The sequence below is a fragment of the Pseudomonas paraversuta genome (genome assembly GCF_904067025.1).
In the GTDB taxonomy this organism is placed as follows: Bacteria; Pseudomonadota; Gammaproteobacteria; order Pseudomonadales; family Pseudomonadaceae; genus Aquipseudomonas; species Aquipseudomonas paraversuta.
The window spans coordinates 4,165,001-4,167,500 of sequence record NZ_CAJFDA010000001.1 but is presented as its reverse complement, the minus strand read 5'-3'; the positions used below and the strand labels follow the sequence as shown (position 1 = coordinate 4,167,500).

General features: G+C 51.7%; 2 rRNA genes (both cut by a window edge). Both read left to right on the top strand.

Annotation, left to right across the window (positions count from 1 at the left end):
* Positions 1-2,296, top strand: a 23S ribosomal RNA gene (locus tag JQ848_RS19005); it begins 598 nt to the left of the window's first position.
* Between the two features lie 156 nt (positions 2,297-2,452).
* Positions 2,453-2,500: ribosomal RNA gene (gene rrf, locus JQ848_RS19000) — 5S ribosomal RNA — on the top strand; it runs 68 nt beyond the window's last position.

The following is a 2,500-nucleotide window of genomic DNA, read 5'->3' as shown; positions in this document are numbered from 1 at the left end:
AACCGAATAGGGGAGGCGTAGCGAAAGCGAGTCTTAATAGGGCGTCTAGTCGCTGGGAATAGACCCGAAACCGGGCGATCTATCCATGGGCAGGTTGAAGGTTGGGTAACACTAACTGGAGGACCGAACCGACTACCGTTGAAAAGTTAGCGGATGACCTGTGGATCGGAGTGAAAGGCTAATCAAGCTCGGAGATAGCTGGTTCTCCTCGAAAGCTATTTAGGTAGCGCCTCATGTATCACTGTAGGGGGTAGAGCACTGTTTCGGCTAGGGGGTCATCCCGACTTACCAAACCGATGCAAACTCCGAATACCTACAAGTGCCGAGCATGGGAGACACACGGCGGGTGCTAACGTCCGTCGTGAAAAGGGAAACAACCCAGACCGTCAGCTAAGGTCCCAAAGTTATGGTTAAGTGGGAAACGATGTGGGAAGGCTTAGACAGCTAGGAGGTTGGCTTAGAAGCAGCCACCCTTTAAAGAAAGCGTAATAGCTCACTAGTCGAGTCGGCCTGCGCGGAAGATTTAACGGGGCTCAAACCATACACCGAAGCTACGGGTATCATCTTAGGATGATGCGGTAGAGGAGCGTTCTGTAAGCCTGTGAAGGTGAGTTGAGAAGCTTGCTGGAGGTATCAGAAGTGCGAATGCTGACATGAGTAACGATAATGGGTGTGAAAAACACCCACGCCGAAAGACCAAGGTTTCCTGCGCAACGTTAATCGACGCAGGGTTAGTCGGTCCCTAAGGCGAGGCTGAAAAGCGTAGTCGATGGAAAACAGGTTAATATTCCTGTACTTCTGGTTATTGCGATGGAGGGACGGAGAAGGCTAGGCCAGCTTGGCGTTGGTTGTCCAAGTTTAAGGTGGTAGGCTGGAATCTTAGGTAAATCCGGGATTCTAAGGCCGAGAGCTGATGACGAGTTAACTTTTAGTTAACGAAGTGGTTGATGCCATGCTTCCAAGAAAAGCTTCTAAGCTTCAGGTAACCAGGAACCGTACCCCAAACCGACACAGGTGGTTGGGTAGAGAATACCAAGGCGCTTGAGAGAACTCGGGTGAAGGAACTAGGCAAAATGGCACCGTAACTTCGGGAGAAGGTGCGCCGGTGAGGGTGAAGCATTTACTGCGTAAGCCCACGCCGGTCGAAGATACCAGGCCGCTGCGACTGTTTATTAAAAACACAGCACTCTGCAAACACGAAAGTGGACGTATAGGGTGTGACGCCTGCCCGGTGCCGGAAGGTTAATTGATGGGGTTAGCTAACGCGAAGCTCTTGATCGAAGCCCCGGTAAACGGCGGCCGTAACTATAACGGTCCTAAGGTAGCGAAATTCCTTGTCGGGTAAGTTCCGACCTGCACGAATGGCGTAACGATGGCGGCGCTGTCTCCACCCGAGACTCAGTGAAATTGAAATCGCTGTGAAGATGCAGTGTATCCGCGGCTAGACGGAAAGACCCCGTGAACCTTTACTATAGCTTTGCACTGGACTTTGAATTTGCTTGTGTAGGATAGGTGGGAGGCTTTGAAGTGTGGACGCCAGTCTGCATGGAGCCAACCTTGAAATACCACCCTGGCAACTTTGAGGTTCTAACTCAGGTCCGTTATCCGGATCGAGGACAGTGTATGGTGGGTAGTTTGACTGGGGCGGTCTCCTCCTAAAGAGTAACGGAGGAGTACGAAGGTGCGCTCAGACCGGTCGGAAATCGGTCGTAGAGTATAAAGGCAAAAGCGCGCTTGACTGCGAGACAGACACGTCGAGCAGGTACGAAAGTAGGTCTTAGTGATCCGGTGGTTCTGTATGGAAGGGCCATCGCTCAACGGATAAAAGGTACTCCGGGGATAACAGGCTGATACCGCCCAAGAGTTCATATCGACGGCGGTGTTTGGCACCTCGATGTCGGCTCATCACATCCTGGGGCTGAAGCCGGTCCCAAGGGTATGGCTGTTCGCCATTTAAAGTGGTACGCGAGCTGGGTTTAGAACGTCGTGAGACAGTTCGGTCCCTATCTGCCGTGGACGTTTGAGATTTGAGAGGGGCTGCTCCTAGTACGAGAGGACCGGAGTGGACGAACCTCTGGTGTTCCGGTTGTCACGCCAGTGGCATTGCCGGGTAGCTATGTTCGGGAAAGATAACCGCTGAAAGCATCTAAGCGGGAAACTTGCCTCAAGATGAGATCTCACTGGAACCTTGAGTTCCCTAAAGGGCCGTCGAAGACTACGACGTTGATAGGTTGGGTGTGTAAGCGCTGTGAGGCGTTGAGCTAACCAATACTAATTGCCCGTGAGGCTTGACCATATAACACCCAAGCAATTTGCGTTCTTGGTGACAAGAACAGACAAGTTGCGGTGTGTGAAGACGATACAAACCGAAAGTTTGCACAACACACAAATCTATTACATACCCATTCGCTGGAACGTTGACCGTAAGGTAAACGCGCTGGCTACCGAATTTCTTGACGACCATAGAGCATTGGAACCACCTGATCCCATCCCGAACTCA